Origin of the sequence: Streptomyces sp. NPDC058877 (assembly GCF_042742855.1) — a bacterium.
Taxonomy (GTDB): domain Bacteria; phylum Actinomycetota; class Actinomycetes; order Streptomycetales; family Streptomycetaceae; genus Streptomyces.
In genome coordinates this window covers 1-3430 of the sequence record NZ_JBHYMF010000339.1, presented here as the reverse complement: position 1 = coordinate 3430, position 3430 = coordinate 1, and the positions used below count along the sequence as shown (strand labels likewise).

The following is a 3430-nucleotide window of genomic DNA, read 5'->3' as shown; positions in this document are numbered from 1 at the left end:
GTCCGAGGGGGGGTCCTCAGGCGGGCGAGCCCGAGGAGAAGCGCCGCAGGAGCGGCGAGAGCACCAGGACGGACTTGGTGCGCTCCACGAAGGGCTCGCCCGCGATGCGTTCCAGGACGCGCTCGAAGTGGCGCATGTCCGAGGCGAAGACCTGGACGACGGCGTCCGCGTCGCCGGTGACGGTCGACGCGGACACCACCTCGGGGTAGCGCTCCAGACCCCGCCGGATGTCGTCGGGTGAGGTGTTGTGGCGGCAGTAGATCTCCACGAAGCCCTCGGTCTCCCAGCCGAGCGCCGCCGGGTCCACCCGTACGGTGAAGCCGGTGATGGCTCCCTCGGCCCGGAGCCGGTCCACGCGCCGCTTCACTGCGGGCGCGGAGAGCCCGACCATCGAGCCGATGTCGGCGTAACTGCGTCGGGCGTCCTCCGCGAGGGCGTGGACGATGCGTTCGTCGAGGTCGTTGAGTCGCACTACGGGTGGATCACTTCTCTGCTGAGGGCTCTGCCGGGGCCAGACGGGAGCGGCGCATGCCGTACAGGAAGTAGAACACGAGCCCGGCGGCCATCCAGCAACCGAAGACCCCCCAGGTGAAGGCGTCGAGGTTGAGCATGTTGTAGGCGCAGAAGACAAAGCCGAGCACCGGGAAGACCGGACCGAGCGCGACCCTGAAGGTGCGCGGCATGTCGGGGCGGGTGACGCGGAGCACGATGACCGCGATGTTGACCAGGCCGAAGGCGAAGAGGGTGCCGATGCTGGTGGCGTCGACGAGCTTGCCCAGCGGGACGACGGAGGCGAGCAGGCCGCAGAAGAGCGACACGATGACCGTGTTCACGCGGGGGGTGCCGGTCTTGCCGCTGACCTTGCCGAAGACCTTGGGGACCAGGCCGTCGCGGGACATCGCGAAGAGGATGCGGGTCTGGCCGTAGAGGACGGTGAGGACGACGCTGGCGATGGAGATGACCGCGCCGGCGGCGAGCATGGTGCCCCAGAAGGTCTGGCCGGTGACGTCGTTCATGATCGCCGCGAGGGTGGCCTCGGAGCCCTCGAACTCCTTCCAGTTCCACGCCCCGACCGCGACGGCCGCGACCAGGACGTAGAGCACGGTGACGATGAGCAGCGAAAGCATGATCGCGCGGGGCAGGTCGCGCTTGGGGTCCTTCGCCTCCTCGCCGGCCGTGGAGGCGGCGTCGAAGCCGATGTACGAGAAGAACAGGCTCGCGCCGGCGGCGCTGACGCCGGCCGTGCCGAGCGGCATGAAGTCCTTGTAGTTGCCGGACTTGAATCCCATGAAGCCGATGGCGCAGAAGAGGACCAGGGCGGCGATCTTCACCATGACCATGATCGTGTTGATCGCGGCGGACTCGCGGGCTCCACCGAGCAGGAACACCATCGCGAGCAGGACGACGATCAGGCCGGGCAGGTCGATGACGCCGCCCTCGCCGGGCGCCGAGGAGAGCACGTCGGGGATGGTGAAGCCGAGGGTCCCGTCGAGCAGTTCGTTCAGGTAGTCGCCCCAACCGACCGCCACGGCCGCGACGGAGACGCCGTACTCCAGCACCAGGCACCAGCCGCACACCCAGGCGACGAGTTCACCCATCGTTGCGTACGCGTACGAGTAGGAGGAGCCGGCGACCGGTATCGTGCCCGCCAGTTCGGCGTACGAGAGCGCCGAGAACAGGGCCGTGAGACCAGCGATGACGAAGGCGATCGTGACGGCCGGACCGGCCTTCGGGACGGCCTCGCCGAGGACCACGAAGATGCCGGTGCCGAGCGTGGCACCGATGCTGATCATCGTCAGCTGCCACATCGAGAGCGATCGGCGGAGGCTGCCGCCCTCACCCTGCCCTCCCTCGTTGACCAGGTCTTCCACTGGCTTTCGACGGGTGAGCGCGCCGAGAGCGGAGGTCTTCGGGGCGGTCGCTTCGTCGACCGGCGGGGCTGCGCCTTGATCCAGCACTGCGGAGGCTCCTTATCGCTGCCTGTGGTTGAGGAGGCGACCGCGGCGGTGCGCGGGCATGCCGGAGCAAGCCCACGGGGGACGGAGACCGCCGAGCAGGCGGTCGCCGCCACTCCTGGTACGGGGCACGAGCCTAAGGGGCGGAGGTTCGCAGTCGTAATGCAGTGTTGTTGCGCAATCCCGCATGATCATTGCGCGCTTCGGGCACATGCGGGTAAACATTGCGTTCACCCGCATGAATCGGCACATCGGGGTGTGAACCGACACGGTCACGCACATGGACTCCTCACGCCCGATGACCGATCCTGCGGGCTGCTGACGCACCTTCCCGACGACTTCCGATCGGAGGCACCGGTGGGCTGGCTCGACCCGGCTCCATATCTGCGCGGCACGGCCTGGCTGGACGGGGACCGGCCCGTGCGCGCCGACCCCGAAGACCTCGCCCGGCTGCCGTGGGACACCGCCGAGCGGGCCGCGCTGCCGATCGGCGTGCGGATCGAGTTCACGGCCGCGCCCGGCACGCGCGCGCTGGAACTGCGCTACCGGGCGGCCGTCCCACCGGCGGACGACCCGCTGCGCGCACTGCGGCACTGCTTCGCCCTCTGGCAGGGCAACCGGTTCGTCGGGGAGACCTGTACCGCTCCGGCCGCCGAGGCCGTCGTCACCCTTCCGCTGCCCGTGCACGGCGGCGTCTTCGCCGTGCACCTGCCGGAGGGCCAGGCACCGGTGCCACTCGCCCTGCGCGCCGTCGGAGGGCGCCTCGCCCCCGCCCCGCCCCGGCCGCGCTGGCTCGTCCACGGCGATTCCATCACCGAGGGCTGGTGGTCGACCCGCCCGGCGCATTCCTGGCCGGCCACGGCAGGGCGGCTGCTGGGCCTGGATCCGGTCAACCTGGGGTACGCGGGCGGGGCCAGGGGCGAGTTGCCACTGGCCGAGCAGCTGGCGCGGCTCCCCGGCGACGCGGTCACCCTCGCGTTCGGCACCAACTGCTGGTCACGGGTGCCCGCCACCGCCGACTGGCTGTACGCGACGGTCCGCGCCTTCGTCGGGCTCGTCCGCCGGGGCCACCCCGACAGCCCGCTGCTGATCGTCTCGCCGGTGCTGCGTCCGGAGGCCGAACACACCCGCAATGCCCTCGGTGCCACCCTCACCGAGCTGCGCAGGGCCATGGAGCGGGCCGGTCGGGACCTGGCGGCCGAGGGCGACGACCGGTTGTCGGTCCTCTCGGGGCGCCCACTGCTGGGCCCGGAACACCTGGCCGACGGTCTGCACCCGAACGACGCCGGACACGCCCGGATCGCACGGGCCGTGGCGGAGGCCCTGGGCCCGTGCCTCCCGGACACGGCCGGGGCCTGACCGCGCGGACGCCGCGCGGGAAGGGGAAAGGGGACGGAAACGCCGTGGGCCGCGGGGCGATTCCCGGGGCCCCCCGCCCACGCGCGGCTCGCGCCCCCGGGCGGGGGGCGGCGGGG

At 71.4% G+C, this 3430-nt stretch carries 3 protein-coding genes; 1 reads left to right on the top strand and 2 read right to left on the bottom strand.

Annotated elements, in window-relative coordinates; genetic code table 11:
* Positions 1-16: 16 nt before the first annotated feature.
* Positions 17-472, bottom strand: a complete 456-nt coding sequence (locus ACFW2Y_RS35140) for an Lrp/AsnC family transcriptional regulator (RefSeq protein WP_384887623.1) — start codon at positions 470-472, stop codon at positions 17-19.
* Positions 473-482: 10 nt separating this feature from the next.
* Complete coding sequence (locus ACFW2Y_RS35135; protein WP_384887620.1) at positions 483-1958, bottom strand: amino acid permease; 1476 nt, start codon at positions 1956-1958, stop codon at positions 483-485.
* A gap of 354 nt (positions 1959-2312) precedes the next feature.
* Between ACFW2Y_RS35135 and ACFW2Y_RS35130 the strand changes: the two genes are divergently transcribed.
* Positions 2313-3314 (top strand): GDSL-type esterase/lipase family protein, encoded by a 1002-nt coding sequence (locus ACFW2Y_RS35130; protein WP_384887617.1) that lies wholly within the window; start codon positions 2313-2315, stop codon positions 3312-3314.
* Positions 3315-3430: the final 116 nt, after the last annotated feature.